Genomic DNA, 20862 nt, shown 5'->3' with positions numbered 1-20862 from the left:
AAACCAATGGCACCAACTCCTTTGTGCACTTTTTTACAATTTTCGTACATTCACGATACAAACCAATAACAGCCCCGTAAATGCGGGACTAGAGCCTTCATGACAATGTGATGAAAGTGGGGTTGTTGCTCTAACGTTCGGGACGTTTAGTTCCAATGTATCAGGCCAGATACCTTCCTTTGGTCGGGATCGGCTCTTTTAGGACGAAAGTACCTAAAGCTTCCCGAGTACCCGACGATACGTTAGGAAACCCGCGCTGTTTTTCCCCTGCCCACAATAAGAATCCCTGCTCAAGGACCGGTTTCCATGCCCGCATTCCGCACCATTCAGGCTCGCTACACGCTGTTTCTGGTTCTGTTCATTTTGTTGTTGTCGGTGCTGACCGTGGTTGGCATCAGCCAGTTGGTCGCGCCCAAGCTGCGCCATACCGAAGAGCAAGTGGTGCTCAACCGCATCGCTGAAGTGGCCGAGCAGATCCAGGGCGAATTGAACAAGGTCCAGGCGCAACAGCGCAGCATCACCCAGACCATCCCGCTGCTCGACAGCGCGGCCATCGACACCGTGTTGCCGGGGCTGGTGGATCAATACGGCGAACTGAAAGTCTTCGGCGGCGGCATCTGGCCGTTGCCCGGCCAGCGTGAGGCCGGACGCAACAAGTTCAGTACGTTCTGGCACCGGGATGCCTCCGGCAAACTGGCGGTGAACACGTTCTGGAACAGCGACGCAGCCCCCAACTATTACGACCAGAGCTGGTACAAGGGCGGCATGCAGACCCCGCGCGGCCAGTGCGCCTGGGCCGCTGCCTATAAAGATGACGCCAGCGCCGAACCGCGCACCAACTGCGCCATGGCCATCCAGAAAAACGGCAGCGCCTGGGGCGTCTCGACCATCGACGTGACCTTGGGCTTCTTCAACGATCTGGTGGCGCGCAAGGAAAAAGACCTCAACGCCGAAATGCTGATCGTCGAGGCTGACGGCAAGATCATCAGCAACAGCTCGCGCATCAGCGGGCCGATCGTGCTCAAGAACATCAGCGAACTGGCCGGCGGCTCGACCTTTGCCAGCCAGGTCAAGGCCGGGCTGCAAAACCGTGAGCAGGCGCAGCGCGTCGAATTCGACAACCACGGTGAAGCCAGCACCTTCTTCATGCGTCCGATCGAAGGCACCCCGTGGTTCCTCGCCACCGCGCTGCCGACCAAAATGCTCACCGCCCAGCGTGACGACGTGCTCAGCAGCCTGAGCCTGTTGCAGATTCCGCTGGTGATCCTGCTGGTGCTGTTGCAGGTCTACGCGATCCGCCAACTGGTTTCGCGCATGAAAGCGCTGAAAGCCAATATCGATTCGTTGTCCAGCGGCGATGCCGACCTGACCCGACGCATCACCATTCGCGCTGAAGATGAACTCGGTGCCATCGGGCATTCGGTCAACACTTTCATCGCCTACCTGCAGAACATGATCGGCGAAGTCACCCAGGCTACCGGCGCCATGGCCTCGAGCCTCGACAACCTGCAACGCACGTCTACGCACACCAGCCAGATTCTGGCGCGCCACGCCTCGGAAACCGACCAGACCGTTACCGCCATCAACGAAATGAGCTCGACCGCCGAAAGCGTCGCGCAAAATGCCGCCGAAACCGCCGCTTTCACCCAGCGCGCCAACGAAAACGCCGATCGCTCACGTGTGGTGGTTGGCGAAGCGTCAAGCAGCGTGGTCGCACTGATCGACGAAGTGGCCAGCGCCACCCACAAGGTCGAAAGCATGCAGCAGGACGCCCAGCGCATCACCGAAATCCTCGGTGTGATCGGTGCCATTGCCGGCCAGACCAACCTGCTGGCGCTCAACGCCGCCATCGAAGCAGCGCGGGCCGGTGAGCAGGGTCGCGGTTTTGCAGTGGTGGCGGACGAAGTGCGTGCCCTCGCCGCCCGCACCCAGGCCAGCACCTCGGAAATCAACGAAATGTTGAGCCGCTTGACCCAAGGTGTGAGCTCGTCGGTCAGCGCCATGGAAAACACCCAGGCCAGCTGCCAGTCGGCTGCGGACGCCACGGCGCGAGTCAACAGCGGTCTCGACGAGATGGCCGGCTCCGTCAGCCACATCAACAGCCTCAGCACCCAGATCGCCACCGCTGCCGAACAGCAAAGTGCGGTCACCGAAGAGATCAACCGCAGCATGGTGCAGATCCGCCACATGGTTGATGAGCTGGTGGAAAGCGGTCAGGCCAGCGAACTCAACACCCGCCAGCTGCTGGAAGCCAACAGCCGGGTGAGCGCGATCATGGGGCGCTTCAAGGTTCGCTGACCGTTTTGTCATCTTGCGCTCAGTGGCCTGTCAGCTTTGATCTACGATCATGTTGGCAGGCCTGCCTCGTATCACTTGGAAACACTCCGTTGATGCCCGGCAGGAAAAACCGGTCAAAATGCCTTCCTTTTTTGACCGTTCCTCCTTCGAGCCGAGAGCCCTCCATGCGAAACCACCTGCGTCTGGCCGCCCTGAGCGCCCTGTTCATCTCCTCCCTGGCCCAAGCCGCCGACCTCATCCCGATCGAAGTCCACCGCGACGCCAACTGTGGCTGCTGCAAAAAGTGGATCAGCCACCTGGAAGCCAATGGTTTCAAGGTCGAAGACCACGTCGAATCCGACATGAGCAGTTTCAAGCAGCAACACGGCGTTCCGCCACGTCTGGCGTCCTGCCACACCGCGATCATCAACGGCAAATTTGTCGAAGGCCATGTGCCGGCGGAACAGGTGCTGGCCCTGAGCAAGCGTGACGATCTGCTGGGCGTTGCCGCACCGGGTATGCCGATGGGCTCGCCGGGCATGGAAATGGACGGCATGAGCGATGCGTATCAAGTGATCGGCCTGAAGAAAGACGGCGCCGATGTGGTGGTGGCGGATTACCCGGCCCATTGATGACGGCGGGTTATCTCGGGCTGTTCCTGGCCGCGTTCGGTGCTGCGACGCTGTTGCCGCTGCAATCGGAAGCCGTGCTGGTCGGGCTGCTGGTCAGCGAACGCTATTGGCTTTGGGGGCTGTTGGCCGTGGCGACGCTGGGCAACGTCCTCGGTTCGCTGGTGAACTGGTGGCTGGGGCGCAGGCTGGAACGGTTTCAGGACCGGCGCTGGTTTCCGGTCAGCCCCAAGCATATGGAGCGTGCCCGCGTTCACTATCAGCGTTACGGTCACTGGTCGCTGCTGCTCAGCTGGCTGCCGGTCATTGGCGATCCGTTGACGTTGATCGCCGGGGTCATGCGCGAACCTCTCGGGCGCTTTCTGTTGATCGTCACCCTCGCCAAAGGCGCCCGCTACGGGGTGCTGGCAATGCTCACCCTCGGCTGGCTCGGTTGAACGATCGGGCCCGGGGATTGCCTGTGTTTAACGTCGCCCTAATCCGGCCGTTCCAGCATCGGCCGATTTCTTGTGGAGTTGTCCTATGTCTGTGTCGCTGAACCGCTGGCTGCCCGGCCTGTTGCTGACCGCCGCCCTGCCCCTGCTTGCTAACGCCGAAGGCCCGCAATACGGCCCGGAGCTGCAAGGCTTTGATTATCCCTACACCCTCAAGCACTTTGCCTTTCAGTCCCAGGGCAAGTCGCTGCAGATGGGTTACATGGACGTCGCCGCCCACGGCAAGGCCAACGGACGCACCGTCGTGCTGATGCACGGCAAGAATTTTTGCGGCGCAACCTGGGACAGTTCCATCAAGGCCCTGAGCGAGGCCGGTTACCGGGTGGTCGCCCCGGATCAGATCGGTTTCTGCACCTCCAGCAAACCTGATCACTACCAGTACACCTTCCAGCAACTGGCGGCCAACACCCAGCAACTGCTCAAGACGCTGGGCATCCAGAAAGCCACCCTGCTCGGCCACTCCACCGGCGGCATGCTCGCCACCCGTTACGCGCTGCAATACCCGGATCAGGTCGAGCAACTGGCGCTGGTCAACCCGATCGGCCTGGAAGACTGGAAAGCCCTCGGCGTGCCGTATCGCAGCGTCGATCAGTGGTATCAGCGCGAATTGAAAGTCACCGCCCAGGGCATTCGCGACTATGAGCGCACGACCTATTACGACGGCCGCTGGAAACCTGAATTCGACCGTTGGGTGGACATGCTCGCCGGCCTGAGCAATGGCCCGGGCAAGACTCAGGTCGCATGGAACTCGGCGCTGATCTACGACATGATCTTCACCCAGCCGGTGTACTACGAGTTCAAGGACCTGAAGATGCCGACCCTGCTGCTGATCGGCACTTCCGACACCACCGCCATCGGCAAGGACATTGCGCCGCCGGAAGTGAAGGCGAAAATCGGCCACTACGACGTACTGGGCAAGCAGGTGGCAAAACTGATTCCTCAGTCGACGCTGGTGGAATTCCCCGGCATGGGCCACGCCCCGCAGATGGAAGAGCCGGCGAAATTCCACGAGGCACTGCTGGGCTGGCTGGACAAAACCAATCCCGTTCGTTGAAGAGGTAACGCTGATGGCGGTGCAGATTGCGGTGATCGATGACTGGCAGGACGTCGCGCGGGGCGTAGTCGACTGGTCGGTGCTCGACAGTCTCGGCGAAGTCACCTTCGTCCATGAGTACCCGGCGGACAACGCCACGCTGGCCGAACGTCTGGGCCGGTTCGAGGTGATCTGCGTGATGCGCGAACGCACGCGCTTCGATGAAGACCTGCTCAAACGCTTGCCGAACCTGAAGCTGCTGGTCACCGGTGGCATGCGCAACGCAGCGCTGGACATGCCGGCCGCCGCCCGTCTCGGGATCAAGGTCTGCGGCACCGACAGCTACAAGCACGCAGCGCCGGAACTGACATGGGCGCTGATCATGGCCGCCACCCGCAATCTGGTGAACGAGGCCAACGCCCTGCGCGCCGGCCAGTGGCAGCAAGGGCTGGGCGGCGACCTGCACGGCAAGACCCTCGGCATTCTCGGCCTCGGCAGCATCGGTCAGCGAGTGGCGCAGTTCGGTCAGGTGTTCGGCATGCGCGTGATCGCCTGGAGCGAAAACCTCACCGCCGAGCGCGCCGAACAGGCCGGCGTCACCTATGTCAGCAAGCAGCAGTTGTTCGAACAGGCTGACGTGCTGTCGGTGCACCTGGTGCTCAGCGACCGCAGCCGGGGCCTGGTGGATGCCCAGGCCCTGGACTGGATGAAGCCGACCGCGCTGCTGATCAATACGGCGCGCGGGCCGATTGTCGACGAAACCGCGCTGATCAAGGCCTTGCAGAAACAGCGCCTCGGCGGTGCGGCCCTCGACGTGTTCGATCAGGAACCGCTGCCGGCCCTGCACCCGTTTCGCACCCTCGACAACGTGCTGGCCACGCCCCATGTCGGCTACGTCAGCCGTCAGAACTATGAGCTGTTCTTTTCGCAGATGATCGAAGACATTCAAGCCTGGGCAGCCGGGGAACCGATCCGCCTGCTCAACTGAAACCCCTCGCCTTCGCGGGCAACCCTGCCCGCGAAGCAGCACCCGCTGTTCGCCCGCCAACACAACTGTCCGCACCGCAACAGTGCGCCCGCACTTTCCCGGCGCCCGAAATCGTGACCGGCCGGTCACCATTTTGCATCATCGACCCCGCCAAACATGCACTTCGTCGGGGCGCACCCCCTCCCGAAGCCACGGATTTCGTGACCCTGCAACAGATTGTCGAACAATTCATCCGATTGGCCTGGCCCGCTCTAGGATCTGGCCTAGACTGGTTTTCGCGGGGTAAAACCGGCCGGTCACAAAGCGGAAAATTTGTCGAAACTTTTGCTGATCGCGACGTGTCATCTGATAGGCAGGGCCAAAGCGACTGGTTCAAGTCTTGCAATGGTCCCCTCACCCATTCTGCTTGCGCGTGTTGGGTAGCGTTTGCTCACCGATGCGTGGCGCGTTTGCGCCCGGCCACAGGACTTGGCCATGGACATCGCTTGTTTAACACAAGAATCAGATCAAAAAGACGGGAGATTCATATGATCAGTGCGGCATTGGATATTCAGGGAGAGCGTGCTCACCAGCCGGTCGGCGAGTCGAGCACCGTGAGCGTTCCCGGCAGCCGGTCGATCAACGTCCCGGGCACCAAGACGCTGACGCCGGTAGCCAGTCAGAACCCCAACAAGAAGAAAGTGTTGTTCGTGACCTCGGAAATCGCCGACCTGGTGAAGACCGGCGGTCTGGGAGACGTTTCTGCCGCCCTGCCCCGCGCCATGGCGCACCTGCATGACGTCCGGGTGTTGATCCCCGGTTACCCGCAAGTGATGAACAGCGAGAATCCGATCCACATCATCGGCGAACTGGGTGGCCACGCCGCGCTGCCACCCTGCAAGATCGGGCGCATGGACATGCCTGACGGCCTGGTCATCTATGTGTTGATCTGCCCTGAACTCTACGCCCGTGACGGTGGCCCGTATGGCGCCAACAACGGTCGCGACTGGCCGGACAACCACATCCGCTTCGCCCGTCTGGGCCTGGCCGCTGCCGATATCGCCGCCAACCTCGCACAAATCCACTGGTGCCCGGATCTGGTGCACGCCCACGACTGGCCAGCCGGGCTGGCACCTGCCTATATGCACTGGCGCGGGCAACGCACGCCGACCTTGTTCACCATTCACAACCTCGCCTATCAAGGCGTGACCAGCCTCGGTTCGTGCCCGGAACTCGGGATTCCCGCCCATGCCCTGCAACAGGAAGGCATGGAGTTCTACGGCAAAATGTCGTTCCTCAAGGCCGGCATGGCTTATTCAAGCCACATCACCACGGTCAGCGCCACGTACGCGCAGGAAATCACCACTCCGGATTTCGGCTGCGGTCTCGACGGTTTTCTCGCCGCCAAGACCCAGCAAGGTTTGCTCAGCGGCATCCCCAACGGCATCGATGAAAGCTGGGACGCCGCCACCGATCCGCATCTATTCGCACCGTTCGCCATCGGCGACTGGGAAGGCAAAGCCGTCAACGCCGCCCACGTGCGCGAATTGTTCGGTCTGCAAGACTCCGAAGGCCCGCTGTTTGCCGTGGTCTCGCGCCTGGTCTATCAAAAAGGCTTGGACCTGACCGAAGCCGTCTCGGAATACATCGTGCAGAACGGGGGCCAGATCGCGATCATCGGCCGTGGCGAACCGGAAGAAGAGCAGGCCATGCGCGAACTGGCACTGCGTTTCCCCGGGCAGATCGGCGTGCGCATCGGCTTCAATGAAACCGACGCCCGACGCATGTTCGCCGGCAGCGATTTCCTGCTGATGCCATCGCGTTACGAACCGTGCGGTCTGAGCCAGATGTACGCCCAGCGCTTCGGCTCGCTGCCGGTAGCACGCAATACCGGCGGGCTGGCCGACACCATTGAAAACGGCGTCACCGGTTTCCTCTTCAACGAGTCCACCGCCGACAGCTACCGCGAAGCCCTGAGCCGCGCGTTCAAGGTGTTTGCGTTCCCGGACCTGCTGCACGCCATGCGTTGTCGGGCGATGGCCGCGCCGTTCAACTGGTGCAAGGCGGTCGAACCCTACGCCGAACTCTACGAACAACTGGTGGCCAAGGCGCTGGGTAAAACGCACCACAAGTAACCAGGGAGGTTTTTAACGATGCCGTCACGGACACCTGAAAGCTGGCCCCACGGCGCGATCATGCTGGATGCCGACCACACGCAATTCGCGTTGTGGGCGCCGGATGCGTTTTACGTCAGCGTCGAGTTGGACAACGGCCAGTCCCTGCCCATGCTGCCCCAGGGCGATGGCTGGTTTGTCATCAAGACCCGCTGCCCTGCCGGCAGCCGCTACCGTTTCAACATCGATGGCGAACTGGAGGTGCCCGACCCGGCCTCCAGGGCGCAGGACGGTGACCTCGACCGCCACAGCGTGGTGGTCGATCCGCACCTCTATTCCTGGCGCAACACCACCTGGCAAGGTCGGCCGTGGAACGAAGCGGTGATCTACGAATTGCATGTCGGTGCGCTCGGCGGGTTTGCCGAAGTCGAGCAGCATCTGGCACGTCTGGCCGGACTGGGCATCACCGCCATTGAACTGATGCCGATCGCGCAGTTTCCCGGCGATCGCAACTGGGGCTACGACGGCGTGCTGCATTACGCGCCGCAGGCCAGTTACGGCACGCCGGAACAACTCAAACACCTTATCGACAGCGCCCACGGTTATGGCCTGGCAGTGATTCTCGACGTGGTCTACAACCACTTCGGCCCCGACGGCAATTACCTGCATCGCTACGCCAAAGGCTTTTTCCGCGAAGACAAACACACGCCATGGGGCGCGGCCATCGACTTTCGCCGTCGCGAAGTGCGGGACTTCTTCGTCGAAAACGCCTTGATGTGGCTGCTGGAATACCGTTTCGACGGCCTGCGTCTGGACGCGGTGCACGCCATACAAAGCCCCGATTTTCTGCCTGAACTCGCACATCGCATCCGTCAGCAGATCGACCCGACCCGCCATGTGTGGCTGACCATCGAAAATGAACTCAACCAGTCGAGCCTGCTGGAAGAAAACTACGACGCGCAGTGGAACGACGACGGCCACAATGCCCTGCACGTGTTGCTGACCGGTGAAACTGACGCCTATTACGCGGACTATGCGCTGCAACCCACAGAACAACTGGCCCGCTGCCTGAGCCAGGGTTTCGTGTTTCAGGGGCATATCACCCGCCACGGCGAACCCCGCGGCGAGCCAAGCGAGCATCTGCCCTTAACCGCGTTCGTGCTATTCCTGCAGAACCACGACCAGATCGGCAACCGCGCCTTCGGCGAACGCCTGCATCAATTGGCCGACCCGCGCGCGGTGGAGGCTGCGACAGCGCTGCTGTTGCTGTCGCCGATGATTCCCCTGATGTTCATGGGCGACGAATACGCCGCCGAACAGCCGTTCCTGTTTTTCACCAGCCACCATGGCGAACTGGCGAAGCTGGTGCGCGAAGGTCGGCGCAATGAGTTTGCAGCTTTCAGTGCTTTCTCCGATCCGCACAAGCGCGAGCAGATTCCCGACCCGAACGCCGAGCAAACCTTTCACGCCTCGCAACCGCGACTGATCGGCAGCGGCACACCCCGGCAACGGGCAACACTGGCGCTGTATCGCCAGCTTCTGCAATTGCGCCATCAATACATCATTCCCAACCTGTCCGGCACACAAGCGCTTGGCGCCCAAGTGCTGGGGCCTGGCGCCGTCAGCGCGCGCTGGCGGCTGGGCGATGGCAGCGAGCTGCGAATCGACCTGAACCTCAGCGATACGCCAGTGGTCAACCTTCCACAGGCTGATTCGGTGTGGCTGTTCCGCCAGCCGTCCCCCGCCGGCCTGTCGGATGAGGGGCAACTGCCCCCGTATTGCGCGCTCGTCAGCCTCACGGCCGCAACCCCTTTGCCACCCCTGGATGGAGAGCGCCTATGAGCGATGCGCAACTGGAAATTCTCGCCAGCCGAGCCGGCCTTGCCGTCGACTGGATCGACGCCAACGGCCGACCGCAAAAAGTCGCCCCGGCGGTGCTGCGCAATGTTCTGACCGGTCTCGGTCACCCGGCCGGAACGGCCCAGGAAATCGACGCCAGCCTGCTCGAACTGCAACAGGTGCAGGAAAATCGCCATCTGCCGCCGCTGCTCACCGCAGACGCCGGCGTGGGCCTGGATCTGGCCCGCTATTTCGAACCCGAAACCCCTTGCGAGATTCACCTTGAAGACGGCTCACGCCTGAGCCTCAAGCTGGATGCCGAGGCCGTGTTGCCCGGCGAGATTCCGGTCGGCTATCAGCAAGTGCACATCGCCGATCAGCAATTCACCCTGGCCGTGGCACCGGAACGCTGCTTCAGCGTGGGTGACGCGGTGGACAGCCCGATCCCGCGCGCGTGGGGCCTGAGCGTGCAGCTTTATGGCCTGCGCCGCCCCGGCGATGGCGGTTTCGGCGACACCCAGGCCCTGGAAGAACTGGCCCGGGTGGCCGGCGAACGCGGCGCCGATGCGTTGGCGATCAGCCCGCTGCACGCGATGTTCAGCGCCGACACCGGGCGCTACAGCCCTTACTCGCCGTCCAGTCGGCTGTTTCTCAATTCGTTGTACGCCGCACCCGGTGCGATCCTCGGCGAGCATGCGCTGCGCGATGCGATTGACGCGGCCGGCCTGACCGATCAGTTCGAGCAACTGGAAAACCTGAAACTGATCGACTGGCCGAAAGCCGCCGAAGCCAAACTGAAACTGCTGCAAGCCCTGTACGACGGCTTCATCAGCGGCGAGCACCCGTTGCATGCCGACTTCTCCAGCTTCCGCGATGCCGGCGGTGAAGCGCTGGAAAACCACTGCCGCTTCGAAGCCATTCAGGAAATGCGCGCCGCCCGTGGCGAAAACCTCGACTGGCGCCAATGGCCGGAACACTGGCACGACCCGCGCGGCGCCGCCCTTGGCGCGTTTGCCGAAGAATACGCCGAGCGCATCAGTTACTTCGCGTTCTGCCAGTGGTTGATCCACCGCTGCCTCGAACGCGCCCAGACCGCCGCCCGCAGCGCCGGCATGGGCATCGGCCTGATCGCCGATCTGGCGGTGGGTGCCGACGGCGCGGGCAGCCAGGCCTGGAGCTTTCAGGACGAACTGCTGGCCTCGCTGACCGTCGGCGCGCCGCCGGACATCCTCAATCGGTCGGGCCAGGGCTGGGGCATTTCTGCGTTCTCGCCTGAAGGCCTGGTGCGCAACGGTTTTCGCGCGTTCATCGACATGCTGCGCGCCAACTTCGCCCACGCCGGCGGGCTGCGCATCGACCACGTCATGGGTCTGCAACGGTTGTGGGTGATCCCCAACGGCGCGGTCCCGGCAGACGGCGCCTACCTGTATTACCCGGTGGATGACCTGTTGCGTCTGCTGACCCTCGAATCTCATCGCCATCAAGCGATCGTGCTCGGCGAAGACCTCGGCACCGTACCCGATGGCCTGCGGGAAAAACTCATCGCCCGTGCCATGCTCGGCATGCGCGTGTTGTTGTTCGAACAGGACAACACTCATTTCAAACCAATCCTCGACTGGCCGGACAATGCGCTGGCCACCACCAGCACCCACGATCTGCCGACACTGAACGGTTGGTGGCATGGCCGGGACATCGACTGGAATGCGCGACTGGGACTGATAGACGCCAACGGCGAAATCGACTGGCGCCGTTACCGCGAACGCGAGCGTGAAGGCCTGCGCGGCGCCTTGAGTCAGGACCCGCAAAACTTCCGCGAGGAATCCCACGAGGCCGATCAGGTGGTCGACGCCGCTGTGCGTTTCCTCGGCCACACCCGGGCGCCGCTGGTGCTGCTGCCACTGGAAGATGCGCTGGGGCTCGACGAACAGGCCAACCTGCCCGGCACCATCGACACCCACCCGAACTGGTCACGGCGCTTGCCGGGTACCAGCGAGGCGCTGCTCGACGGCGTCGACGCCGCACGACGCCTGGAACTGCTGGCTTGTGCGCGTCTTCAGGCAGCCGAGCGTGACCGATGAGTGCATTGCCTATCCAGACACTGCGGGCCACGGTCCGCCTGCAATTTCATCGCGGTTTTACCCTTGATCAGGCCGTGCCGCTGGTGCCGTATTTCTCTCGACTCGGCATCAGCCACATTTACGCCTCGCCGCTGCTCGCCGCCCGCGCGGGCTCGATGCATGGCTACGATGTGGTCGATCCGACCCGGGTCAATCCGGAACTCGGCGGCGAGCCGGCCTTGCGTCGTCTGGTCGCCAGCCTGCGCGAACACGGCATGGGGCTGATCCTCGACATCGTCTCCAATCACATGGCCGTCGGTGGCGGCGACAACCCGTGGTGGCTCGATCTTCTGGAATGGGGTCGACTCAGCCCCTACGGCGAGTTCTTCGACATTCAGTGGCACTCGCCCGACCCGTTGATGGAAGGCCAGTTGCTGCTGCCATTTCTCGGCAGCGATTACGGCGTCGCGCTACAGGATGCGACCCTGCCGCTGGTGTTCAACGCCGAGAGCGGCACCTTCCACGTCGAGCATTACGAACATCACTTCCCGATCTGCCCGGGCGATTACGGCGAACTGCTCAAATCCGATGACGCCCCGAACGAGGCGCTCAAGGCCGTCGCCGACCGCTTCAGCGCGCTCAGTTATCAGACCGACGCCCGCTCGCTGGCCATCCCGCTCAAGGAAGAACTCCAGCAACTAGCCAGCGACTCGCAGATCCTCGAGGCTATCCAGCGCAACCTGACCCACTACGACTCGAAGACCGAAGAAGGTTTTCAGCGCCTGCATCAATTGCTGGAGCGGCAAAGCTACCGCCTGGCGAGCTGGCGCACGGCGGCGGATGACATCAACTGGCGGCGGTTCTTCGACATCAACGAACTCGGCGGTTTGCGCGTCGAGCGCCCGGCGGTGTTCGAGGCCACTCACGGCAAGATTTTCCAGTTGATCGGCGAAGGCCTGATCGACGGCCTGCGCATCGACCACATCGACGGCCTCGCCGACCCGCGCAGCTACTGCCGCAAACTGCGCCGCCGCCTCGACCACCTGGCACCGGGCCGGCACTTGCCGATCTACGTCGAGAAGATTCTTGGCGATGGCGAAACCCTGCCCACCGACTGGTCCGTGGACGGCAGCACCGGTTATGAATTCATGAACCAGCTGTCACTGCTGCAACACGATCCGGACGGCGAACATGTGCTCGGCGATTTGTGGAAACGCCGCACCGAACGCCCCTCGGCGTTTATCGAAGAAGCGCAACTGGCGCGCCAACAGATCCTCAACGGCTCGCTGGCCAGCGATTGCGAAAGCGTCGCCCAGGCCCTGCTGCAAGTGGCGCGCGATGACCTGATGACCCGCGATCTCACGCTCGGCTCGATCCGCCGGGTGTTGCAGGCGCTGATCGTGCACTTCCCGGTCTATCGCACCTACATCACCCCGATGGGCCGCTCGGCGCGGGACGAGGTATTTTTCCAGCGGGCCATGGACGGTGCGCGACAGACATTAAGCGAAGCCGATTGGCCAGTGCTGGACTCCGTAGCCGGCTGGCTCGGTGGCCAGCCGTGGCGGCGCAAACCCCGTGGCCGTTCGCGCAAGATCCTCAAGCATGCCTGCGTACGCTTTCAGCAACTCACCTCGCCGGCCGCCGCCAAAGCGGTGGAAGACACCGCGCTGTATCGCTCGGCGGTGCTGCTGTCGCGCAATGACGTCGGCTACAACACCGAGCAGTTCAGCGCGCCGGTCAGCGACTTTCACGCGGTGAACCAGCAACGTCTGGCGAGCTTTCCCGACAACCTGCTGGCCACCGCCACCCACGACCACAAACGCGGCGAAGACACCCGCGCGCGGCTGGCTGTGCTCAGCGAACGCAGCCACTGGTACGCCGAACAGATCGAGCTGTGGCGCGCCCTCGCCCGGCCGCTGCGCCATGACGATCAGCTGCCGTCGTCGGCGGACGAATTGATCCTCTATCAGGCGCTGCTCGGCAGTTGGCCGCTGGACCTGCGCGACGACGATCAGGCCGGTTTCGCCGACTACGCCAAACGTGTCTGGCAGTGGCAGCAGAAAGCCCTGCGCGAAGCCAAGCTGCAAAGCAGCTGGAGTGCGCCGAACGAGGCTTACGAAAACGCCGCTCAAGCGTTCACCGAACAATTGCTGCTGGCCCCCGAAGGCGAACTGCTGCGCGGGGCGCTGGCCAAGACCGTCAACAGCATCGCTGCGGCCGGGGCCCTTAACGGTCTGGCGCAAACCTTGCTGCGCATGACGGTGCCGGGTGTACCGGATCTTTATCAGGGCAACGAGTATTGGGATTTCAGTCTGGTCGATCCGGACAACCGCCGGCCGGTGGACTACGGCCTGCGCGAACAGACCCTGACGGCGACGCCCGCAGAAGAACTGTTGCCGGGTTGGCGTGACGGGCGAATCAAGCAGGCCTTGATCGCCCAGGTGCTGCAGGTGCGCACCGAACACAGCGAATTGTTCCGCCGCGGTTCGTACCAGGCCCTCGAGGTGCTGGGCAGCCAGGCGCACAACGTGCTCGCGTTTGCCCGCGAGCATGGGGGGCAACGGGTCATCGTGATCGTGCCGATCCGTTGCGCAACACTGCTGGAAAACAGTGCCCTACCCATGGTCGATGCGCTGCGCTGGGGCGATACACGGGTGGTTTTACCGTTCGACGCCTCTGACGAAAATCTGAAGGGACTTTTTTCGAGCACCGCAGTCACAAAAAACAGGGAGCTGCACGTCAGCGCCGCGCTGGGGGATTTCCCGGTCAATCTGCTTATCCAACACGTCTAGCAGCATGAGTTCAGTCCAGGAGCATTGCGATGAGTACCGACGATAAACGCATCCGCGAATTCGCCTATCAGATCTGGGAATCCGAAGGTAAACCCGAAGGCCAGGAAGCGCGCCACTGGGAGATGGCGCGCAAACTGGCCGAATCCGAGGCGCTGGCACCAAAAAAATCGCCCAAGGCTGCCGGCAGCAAAACCGCCGGCAAGACCGCCACCAGTAAAGCTGTCGATGGCAAGGCGCCCGCCGCCAAGCCCAAGGCCACGACGGCCAAGGCCAAGCCAGCCAGTGCCGCCAAGGTCATTCCCCCGGGCGAAAAAGCCGCCGAGAAAAAGCCCCGCGCGCCGCGCAAGCCGCCAGCGGTCTGACGCTCCCCGAACCATTGATTTGAATAACCGTGTGGCGGGTTCGCCCGCCACCGAGGGCGCACTCGTCCTCGAAAAATGCCCATCCCCGATTTTTTGCAGGAGCACCTATGACCCGTCCAAAGAAAGCCGAGCCCGCCGCGCACGCCGAACCCTCGCGCATCCGTGAAGGCCTGCCCTTCCCGCTCGGCGCGACCTGGGATGGTCTGGGGGTGAACTTCGCGCTGTTTTCCGCCAACGCCACCCGGGTCGAACTGTGCATTTTCGACGATGCCGGCGAAGTCGAACTCGAACGCATCGAGCTGCCGGAATACACCGACGAGATCTACCACGGCTACCTGCCCGATGCGCATCCGGGGCTGATTTACGGCTACCGCGTCTACGGCCCGTACGACCCGGCCAACGGCCACCGCTTCAACCACAACAAATTGCTGATCGACCCGTACGCCAAACAACTGGTCGGCCAGCTGAAATGGTCCGAAGCGCTGTTCGGCTACACCATCGGCCACCCGGATGCCGACCTCAGTTTCGACGAGCGCGACAGCGCGCCCTTCGTCCCCAAGTGCAAAGTCATCGACCCGGCGCACACCTGGGGCCACGACCATCGCGTCAGCGTGCCGTGGGACAAGACCATCATTTATGAGACCCATGTGCGCGGCATCAGCATGCGCCACCCTTCGGTGCCGGAGAACGTGCGCGGGACGTTTGCCGGTTTGATGGTCGACGATGTGCTGGAACACATCCGCAAACTCGGCGTGTCGACCGTCGAATTGCTGCCGATCCACGCCTTCGTCAACGACCAGCACCTGCTGCACAAAGGCATGACCAATTACTGGGGCTACAACAGCATCGCGTTTTTCGCCCCGGACCCGCGCTACCTGGCCAGCGGCAAGATTGCCGAGTTCAAGGAAATGGTCGCGCACCTGCACGACGCCAATCTCGAAGTGATTCTCGACGTGGTCTACAATCACACCGCCGAGGGCAACGAGCAAGGCCCGACCCTGTCGATGCGCGGGATCGACAACGCCTCGTACTACCGCTTGATGCCGGACGACAAGCGCTTCTACATCAACGATTCCGGAACAGGTAACACCCTCGATTTGAGCCACCCGTGCGTGCTGCAAATGGTCACCGACTCGCTGCGCTACTGGGCCAGCGAAATGCACGTCGACGGCTTCCGTTTCGATCTGGCGACCATCCTCGGTCGCTATCACGACGGTTTCGACGAGCGTCACAGCTTCCTTGTGGCCTGCCGTCAGGACCCGGTGCTGCGTCAGGTGAAAATGATCGCCGAGCCTTGGGACTGCGGCCCCGGCGGCTATCAGGTGGGCAACTTCCCGCCGGGCTGGGTCGAGTGGAACGACAAGTTCCGCGACACCGTGCGCGCCTTCTGGAAAGGCGACGACGGCCAGCTCGCCGACTTCGCCAGCCGCATGACCGCCTCCGGGGAAATGTTCAATCAGCGCGGTCGCCGGCCTTATTCGTCGGTGAATTTCGTCACCGCCCACGACGGCTTCACCCTCAACGATCTGGTGTCCTACAACGACAAGCACAACGAGGCCAACGACGAAAACAATCAGGACGGCAGCAACAACAACCTGTCCTGGAACCACGGCGTCGAAGGCCCCACCGACGATCCGGAAATCAATGCGCTGCGCCACCGGCAGATGCGCAACTTCTTCGCCACCTTGCTGCTGTCCCAAGGCACGCCGATGCTGGTGGCCGGCGACGAATTCGCCCGCACCCAGGACGGCAACAACAACGCCTACTGCCAGGACAGCGAGATCGGCTGGGTCAACTGGGACCTGAGCGAGGACGGCAAGGCGCTGCTGAAATTCGTCAAACGCCTGATCAAGTTGCGCCTGGCCTACCCGATCCTGCGGCGCGGGCGTTTTCTGGTCGGCGAATACAACGAGGACATCGGCGTGAAGGACGTCACCTGGCTTGCGCCGGACGCCACCGAGATGACCACCGAGCATTGGCATGACGCGCACAACCGCTGCATGGGCATGTTGCTCGACGGCCGCGCCCAGGAAACCGGAATTCGCCGCAAGGGCGCCGACGCCACGCTGCTGCTGGTGGTGAACGCCCATCACGACATCGTCAACTTCACTTTGCCGGAAGTGCCTGAAGGCAGTTTCTGGACCTGCATGATCGACACCAACCAGCCATCGATTCGGGGGCAGGAACGCTTCACGTTCGGCCACGAGTACTCGGTCACCGGGCGCTCGCTGCTGCTGTTCGAACTGCAACGCGAAGAAGAGGACTGACATGGACTTGCCCGGCTATCTCTCACGGCACACCCCGGATTACCGCGACACGGCTGCCCTCGGCACGTGCCTGCGGGAAATGGTCGAGGCCGGCCTCGACCGTCTGCCATTGCCGGGAAGCGGTCGTACGCTGGAGCGCTGGCAACGGCTGTCCGAGGTCGGCGGGCATGATCTGGGGCTGTGCAAACTCTACGAAGGCCATACCGATGCGCTGGCGATCATCGAGCAACTCGGTGGTTCGCCGACGCCGGGCAGCACGTGGGGCACGTGGGCAGCCGAACCACCGCAGGCGCGGGTTCGGGTCAGCCGTTCGGGGCAACTGGTGCGGCTGAACGGGCGCAAGGCCTGGTGCTCCGGGGCGGCGGTACTCAGCCATGCCCTGCTCACGGCGTGGGATGAGGATGATCGTCAGCAACTGGTGGCCGTGGCCCTCGATCAACCGGGCGTGACCGTGACCGATCAAGGCTGGCAAGCGGTCGGCATGGCCGCCACCGGCAGCGTCGAGGTGCTGTTCGATGATGTCGAGGCCCAGGCGATCGGCGACCCCGGCGACTATCTGCAACGTCCGGGTTTCTGGCACGGCGGGATCGGAATCGCTGCGTGCTGGTACGGCGCCGCGAGGGAGATCGGCGAGCGCTTGCGCCAGCAATGTGCGCGACGTGAAGAGCCCCACGCGCTGGCCAGTCTCGGCGCCGTCGACTGTGCCTTGCACGGTGCAGCTCAAGCGCTGCGCGTCAGCGCTCTGGACATCGACAGCAACCCCCACAGCAACGCCGAATTGCTGGCCCGCCGCGTACGCGCGGTGGTCGAGGATGCCGCCGAACAGGTGATCCGCGAGACCGGTCGGGCCCTCGGCGCCGGGCCGTTCTGCAAGGATCCGCACTTTGCCCGTCTGGCGGCCGACTTGCCGGTTTATCTGCGCCAGAGCCACGCCGAACGTGATCTGGCAGCACTGGGGCAACTGATTGCGCAACAACCGCGCGAGGGTTGGGCCCTATGAAACGCAATCCGATCGTCGGCGAAGGAACTTCCCTGCAGGAATGGCAAGGCTCACGGCATCTGGCGGCGGTGGACAGCATCGACATTCTGGATCTGGTACCGCCGGGATCGCGGGCCGTGGTGATTGCTCCACATCCGGACGATGAAGTGCTCGGTTGCGGCGGACTGTTGCAACGTCTCGCCGAGGCGGGACGTACCCTGCAACTGATTTCGGTCACCGATGGCAGCGCCAGTCATCCGGGCTCGGATCGCTGGCCGGTGCAGCGTCTGAGTGTGGTGCGCCCGCAGGAATCCGCCGAAGCCCTGCGCCGTCTCGGCCTGCCGATGCACCAGTTGCAGTGGCTGCGCGGCGGTTTCCCCGACACCCAGGTCGCCGCGCGCGAGTCGATGCTGTGCGAATACCTGACCCGCTACCTGCAACCCGACGACGTGATCTTCACCACCTGGCGCGAAGACGGCCACAGCGACCACGAAGCCGTCGGCCGCGCCAGCGTCGAGGCGGCGCGCCGTGTAGGTGCGATTTGCCACGAACTGCCGGTTTGGACCTGGCACTGGGCAACGCCCGAAGACGCCATCGTGCCGTGGGAGCGGGCGCGCAAAATCCTGCTCAGCCCGGCGCAGGTTGCGCGCAAGCGTCATGCGGTGCATGCGTTCGCCAGCCAGCTGGAAGGCGATCCCGAAGCCGGCCTGGCTCCAGTGCTCAAACCGTATGTCATCGATCGACTGCTGCAACCATTCGAGCTGATCTTCCTATGAGTATGTTTCTATGAGTGTCGAGGATCGCTACTTCGAAGGCCTGTTCAGAGGCAATAACGACCCCTGGGGCTTCCGCCAGCGCTGGTACGAGCAGCGCAAACGCCTCGTGACCCTGGCGGCCCTGCCCCGGCCGCACTACCGGGCCATCTTCGAGCCCGGGTGCGCCAACGGTGAACTGAGTGCAGCACTGGCCGAACGCTGCGACCGGCTGTTGTGCTGCGACACCAACGCCGCCGCAGCCAATCTGGCGCGTACCCGGCTGAGCCTGTTCGACCACGCCGAGGTGCGGCAAGGTCGCTTGCCGGGCGACTGGCCTGAGGAAAAATTCGACCTGATCGTCTTCAGCGAAATCGGCTACTACCTCGATCGACAGGATCTGACAGAGGTCGTCCGTCGCATCAGCGATTCATTGACGGCGGACGGGCAATTGCTGGCCTGTCACTGGCGCCCGCCCATCGAAGATTGCCCGCTCAATGCCCGACAGGTTCACGACCTGATTCACGAACAGTTGCACCTGCCGCGATTGGTCCTGCATCAGGAAGCGGATTTCCTGCTGGAAGTCTGGAGCCGCGAACCCCGCTCGGTGGCCGCGCTGGAGGGGTTGCGATGATTGGCATCCTGATTCCTGCGCACAACGAAGAAGAATGGCTCGATGACTGTCTGCACGCAGCTTTACGGGCTGGCGGGCATCCCATGCTGGCGGGTGAACCAGTGGAAATCCTGGTGGTGCTGGACAGTTGCACCGATCGTTCGGCGCACATCGTCAGCCAGTATCCGGTGCAAGCTTTGAGCATCGAAGCGCGCAATGTCGGCCAGGCTCGCGCGATTGGCGCACAACAATTGCTTGAGCGCGGTGCGCGCTGGATTTCCTGCTCGGACGCCGACAGCCGCGTTGCCGAAGACTGGCTGGTGGCGCAATTGGGGCTGGGTACCGATGCCGTGTGCGGCACGGTGACCGTTGACCGATGGCATGACGGATTCGATGAAGCGGCGCAGATTCGCTATCACCGTGACTACCGGGCCTGCGAAGGTCACCGGCACATCCATGGCGCCAACCTGGGCGTCAGCGCGCAAGCTTATGTTCGCGCCGGCGGCTTCGAGCCGCTGTCCTGTGATGAGGACGTGCAGCTGGTGCGTCAACTCGAGCGTTCAGGGGCCAGCATCGCCTGGAGCCATCGCCCGCAAGTCATCACCAGCGCCCGTCTGGACAGTCGCGCACGCGGTGGTTTTGGCGACTATCTGCGACAGCTGGCACAGACTGAATAAAAAAAAGCGGATCAGGTTGATCTGTGACGCGACGAACCGCCCGTCTTGAGCAATACTCTGCTGCGCAGCAATCCAGGGTTCGGAGCGCTGCAGGGCTATCCACCAGCCTTCACGGGTCGAACACACCTGGTATCACCAGCGTTTGGGCGACTGAGGGCGAGACACAACAAGGACGTATCACTCATGAAACCGTTATCCCTCAGCGAGAGCGGCCTGCCGGCGCAGATCTGGAACAGCGCCCCGCAGCTCGACAACATTCCCGTCATCAACACTCACACTCTGGTGCCACCCGGTGCCCGCGCCGTGGTCATCGCCCCGCACCCCGGCGATGAAGTGGTGACCTGCGGCGGCCTGCTGCAACTGCTTTCCAGCCTCGGCCATCCCTTGCAACTGCTGTCGATCACCGATGGCAGCGCCAGTCATCCGGGCTCGCGCCAGTGGTCGGAGAAACGCCTGAGCGTGTTCCGCCCGCAGGAAAGCGTCGAAGCCTTGCGCCGTCTGGGCCTGCCGATGCACAGCCTGAAATGGGTGCGCGGCGGTTTCACCGACAAAGCCCTGCTCGACCAGGAAACCCAACTGACCGATTTCATTGCCCGCTACCTGCGCCCCGGCGACGTGGTGTTCAGCACCTGGTGCGAGGACGGCACCGCCGATCATGAAGTGGTCGGCCGGGCTAGCGCCAAAGCGGCACAACAAATCGGCGCGACCTACCACGATGTGCCGGTCTGGGCCTGGCACTGGCCGGAACGGGATCAGGCGCAGATCCCGTGGCATCGCGCACGCAAGCTGCGCCTCGACACCTGGACCGTCGCGCGCAAGAGCCACGCCACCCACGCCTACGCCAGCCAGCTCAATGGCGAACCGGCGATCGGTATCGCGCCGCTGCTGCCCAAGTCGATTCTGGAGCGCATGCGCCTGCCCTACGAGATCGTCTTCGTCGACTGACGACCCGTCGGGCGCGGGCAGCCACTCAAAGTGAACTGCCCGCGCCCGGATCAGTCGCATGAACA

The 20862-nt window shown here is 63.1% G+C and carries 16 protein-coding genes; all 16 read left to right on the top strand.

What is annotated here, in order from left to right:
- The first annotated feature begins 306 nt into the window (after window positions 1-306).
- The 16 genes from AC0R79_RS14585 (at window position 307) to AC0R79_RS14510 (ending at window position 20797) form a co-directional block, all read left to right on the top strand.
- Window positions 307-2298: a methyl-accepting chemotaxis protein gene (locus AC0R79_RS14585; RefSeq protein WP_127798018.1), complete on the top strand. Its 1992-nt coding sequence runs from the start codon at window positions 307-309 to the stop codon at window positions 2296-2298.
- Between the two features lie 164 nt (window positions 2299-2462).
- Window positions 2463-2909, top strand: coding sequence for a DUF411 domain-containing protein (locus AC0R79_RS14580; protein WP_007957572.1), 447 nt, complete (start codon window positions 2463-2465; stop codon window positions 2907-2909).
- Window positions 2909-3343 (top strand): YqaA family protein, encoded by a 435-nt coding sequence (locus AC0R79_RS14575; protein WP_127798017.1) that lies wholly within the window; start codon window positions 2909-2911, stop codon window positions 3341-3343. Before AC0R79_RS14580 ends, AC0R79_RS14575 begins: the two co-directional genes overlap by 1 nt.
- 85 nt (window positions 3344-3428) lie before the next feature.
- On the top strand, window positions 3429-4454 hold the full coding sequence (locus AC0R79_RS14570; RefSeq protein WP_474730139.1) for an alpha/beta fold hydrolase: 1026 nt from the start codon (window positions 3429-3431) through the stop codon (window positions 4452-4454).
- A gap of 13 nt (window positions 4455-4467) precedes the next feature.
- Window positions 4468-5421: a D-2-hydroxyacid dehydrogenase family protein gene (locus AC0R79_RS14565; protein WP_474735046.1), complete on the top strand. Its 954-nt coding sequence runs from the start codon at window positions 4468-4470 to the stop codon at window positions 5419-5421.
- Window positions 5422-5948: 527 nt separating this feature from the next.
- Window positions 5949-7535, top strand: coding sequence for a glycogen synthase GlgA (gene glgA / locus AC0R79_RS14560; RefSeq protein WP_007957578.1), 1587 nt, complete (start codon window positions 5949-5951; stop codon window positions 7533-7535).
- An 18-nt stretch (window positions 7536-7553) separates the two neighbouring features.
- Entirely contained in the window at window positions 7554-9356 is a 1803-nt protein-coding gene (gene treZ / locus AC0R79_RS14555; protein WP_474735044.1) for a malto-oligosyltrehalose trehalohydrolase, read from the top strand.
- Window positions 9353-11431, top strand: coding sequence for a 4-alpha-glucanotransferase (gene malQ / locus AC0R79_RS14550; protein WP_474735043.1), 2079 nt, complete (start codon window positions 9353-9355; stop codon window positions 11429-11431). Before treZ ends, malQ begins: the two co-directional genes overlap by 4 nt.
- Window positions 11428-14202, top strand: coding sequence for a malto-oligosyltrehalose synthase (locus tag AC0R79_RS14545; protein ID WP_474735041.1), 2775 nt, complete (start codon window positions 11428-11430; stop codon window positions 14200-14202). The genes malQ and AC0R79_RS14545 overlap by 4 nt, the downstream gene beginning before the upstream one ends.
- A gap of 29 nt (window positions 14203-14231) precedes the next feature.
- Window positions 14232-14564 (top strand): DUF2934 domain-containing protein, encoded by a 333-nt coding sequence (locus AC0R79_RS14540; protein WP_127798011.1) that lies wholly within the window; start codon window positions 14232-14234, stop codon window positions 14562-14564.
- Between the two features lie 107 nt (window positions 14565-14671).
- Window positions 14672-16831: a glycogen debranching protein GlgX gene (gene glgX / locus AC0R79_RS14535; protein ID WP_127798010.1), complete on the top strand. Its 2160-nt coding sequence runs from the start codon at window positions 14672-14674 to the stop codon at window positions 16829-16831.
- A 1-nt stretch (window position 16832) separates the two neighbouring features.
- Window positions 16833-17831 (top strand): acyl-CoA dehydrogenase family protein, encoded by a 999-nt coding sequence (locus AC0R79_RS14530; protein ID WP_474735039.1) that lies wholly within the window; start codon window positions 16833-16835, stop codon window positions 17829-17831.
- Window positions 17828-18586, top strand: a complete 759-nt coding sequence (locus tag AC0R79_RS14525; protein ID WP_474735037.1) for a PIG-L deacetylase family protein — start codon at window positions 17828-17830, stop codon at window positions 18584-18586. The genes AC0R79_RS14530 and AC0R79_RS14525 overlap by 4 nt, the downstream gene beginning before the upstream one ends.
- Before the next feature lie 10 nt (window positions 18587-18596).
- Window positions 18597-19196 carry a class I SAM-dependent methyltransferase gene (locus AC0R79_RS14520; RefSeq protein ID WP_474735035.1) on the top strand — a complete coding sequence of 200 codons (600 nt, stop codon included), beginning with the start codon at window positions 18597-18599 and terminating at the stop codon, window positions 19194-19196.
- Window positions 19193-19852, top strand: a complete 660-nt coding sequence (locus AC0R79_RS14515; protein WP_127798006.1) for a glycosyltransferase family 2 protein — start codon at window positions 19193-19195, stop codon at window positions 19850-19852. Before AC0R79_RS14520 ends, AC0R79_RS14515 begins: the two co-directional genes overlap by 4 nt.
- Window positions 19853-20035: 183 nt before the next feature.
- Complete coding sequence (locus tag AC0R79_RS14510) at window positions 20036-20797, top strand: PIG-L deacetylase family protein (protein ID WP_127798005.1); 762 nt, start codon at window positions 20036-20038, stop codon at window positions 20795-20797.
- Window positions 20798-20862: the final 65 nt, after the last annotated feature.

This window comes from Pseudomonas sp. HD57-3 (genome assembly GCF_056113135.1).
This window is presented reverse-complemented; position numbering and strand designations above follow the sequence as displayed.